The following is a 2,075-nucleotide window of genomic DNA, read 5'->3' on the forward strand; positions in this document are numbered from 1 at the left end:
CATTACCACGCACTGCTTTTAAGGCATTCGCTGGATTGAGCTCAGACCACCTGATGCGATTCAGGTCTGCTTGCTTTTGTTCGGTAATATTTTTTCCTGTGGCTATCTCAATGATTTCACCCTGGATTAAGTATTTACTGTTTGCATCGGTATAAAACACATCATTTCCAACCAAGACCTCATATATTCCCGGAATGGGTGATTGAGAGACGCCTTTGATTTTGGTGTTTGGGCCAATCTTTTTTTGTAACTCAGATCGGACTTGTTGCTCCGATTGTGCGTTGACTACTCCCGCTAAAAAAGTGAGAGAGCAAGCTAAGGCAACTGTAGAAAATAATTTATTCAAAATCAGTATCTCCAAGGGCGCGTTCAATGAGGCGCCGTTTAATAAAGTGACTACGATTGACGATACCCAGTCCCCAATTGCGTAATTGCTTTTCAGTGCTACTACTTGCTGAAAATAGCTTCTTCAGTTTGTCTGTCACCCAGAGCAGAGCGCTGGTATCACCTTGACGTTGGCGCTCGTAGCGACGCAATAAAACTTTATCGTTTGGCAGTCGGAAGGATTCACGTTGACTCAAGATATTGAGTAGGGTTGCCACATCCCTTAATCCTAGGTTCAAGCCCTGGCCAGCTAAGGGATGCATCACATGGGCAGCATCACCAATCAGCACAACCTTAGGATTTTCATCTGGGCCAATAAAGCGACTTGCCCGAATTCGTCTGAGTGGAAAAGCGGCTGGCGTTGAATTAAGGCTAAGAGCCCCAAGTTGAGCAAGAATTGCTCCGTGAGCAATTGAGGAAAACCGATCATTCCACGCTGCTTGATCTAGCTTTAAAAGTTCCGCTGCATTTTCTGGTGAAGTAGACCACACCATAGAAACTTGTTTGTTCGGTAAGGGCAGCATAGCCACAATATCGCCCCCTGGCAAAAACCACTGGTAAGCAGTTTCTAAATGCGCATTACTACAAATCCAATTCGCAAGCACCGCACATTGTGAGTAGCTTTCTTCTTTTGTGGAAATGCCCAATTCAGCACGAATAGGTGAGTTAGCTCCGTCAGCTGCAATGACGAGTTGAGCGCGTAGAGTGGATCCATTTGTGAGGTGAAGTGTTGCCCCATCGGAATCTACTTCAATACTTTCGACTGCATCGCTGATGCGCTCTAATTTATTTTGGAAGCGTGAGGCTTGATCTAGAGTGTGCTCGATCACATTCGATTCGCCAATCCAGGCTAATTGGGGTGTACCAGCCTCAAAAGCAGATAGGTGCAGTTGATCCTGCTTTTCTCCGCGATCGCCAAAAATCCGCATATCTCGAACGGGCTGCATCCGGCTGTGATCAATTGCATCCCAAATCTGTAGATGGGCAAGTAATTTTTGGGTGCTAGGAGAAAAGGCGTAAATGCGTTGCCCCCATTGATTGCCGTGGGGTGCGGGAACCGCTTGCCCTAGGTCGGGGGAAATTTGAATGGTTTGAAGTCCAAGTTGGGCCAGACCCAATGCGCAAGCCTTGCCTGCTATGCCTCCACCCACCACGACGACATCAACCCCCCGGATTTGGGAGGTATTTTTAGGCAACTTAGCGGAGGAATTTTGTTGAACTTCTGACATATCTCGATGATATCGAAACTAGCCCTTTACAATACGGCTATGTCTTTGAAATGTGGCATCGTCGGCCTGCCTAACGTCGGCAAATCTACCCTCTTTAACGCGCTTACCAAAGCTGGAATCGCGGCGGAAAACTATCCTTTCTGCACGATCGAGCCTAATGTGGGTGTGGTTGAGGTTCCTGATTCCCGTCTTGCCGCTTTGGCTGAGATTGTCAAGCCTGAGCGCATCCTGCCTGCAGCTGTCGAATTTGTCGACATTGCGGGCTTGGTTGCTGGAGCTTCCAAAGGTGAGGGCCTGGGAAACCAATTCCTGGCCAACATTCGTGAAACCGACGCTATTACCCATTTAGTGCGCTGTTTTGAGGATGTCTTCGTGATCCACGTGGCTGGCAAGATTTTCCCGATTTCGGATATCGTAGTGATCGACACTGAGCTAGCTTTATCTGTCTTAACTACTGTTTTT

The 2,075-nt window shown here is 47.5% G+C and carries 3 protein-coding genes; 1 reads left to right on the top strand and 2 read right to left on the bottom strand.

Annotation, left to right across the window (positions count from 1 at the left end):
- On the bottom strand, window positions 1-346 hold a 346-nt coding region (locus B7X71_RS15755), incomplete at its 3' end, for a disulfide isomerase DsbC N-terminal domain-containing protein (protein ID WP_293601428.1).
- Window positions 339-1,613 (bottom strand): FAD-dependent monooxygenase, encoded by a 1,275-nt coding sequence (locus B7X71_RS15760; RefSeq protein WP_293601429.1) that lies wholly within the window; start codon window positions 1,611-1,613, stop codon window positions 339-341. The genes B7X71_RS15760 and B7X71_RS15755, both read right to left, overlap by 8 nt.
- Before the next feature lie 39 nt (window positions 1,614-1,652).
- Between B7X71_RS15760 and B7X71_RS15765 the strand changes: the two genes are divergently transcribed.
- The coding region (locus tag B7X71_RS15765) for a GTPase (RefSeq protein ID WP_293601430.1) at window positions 1,653-2,075 on the top strand (423 nt) is incomplete at its 3' end.

The sequence above is a fragment of the Polynucleobacter sp. 39-46-10 genome, from assembly GCF_002282275.1.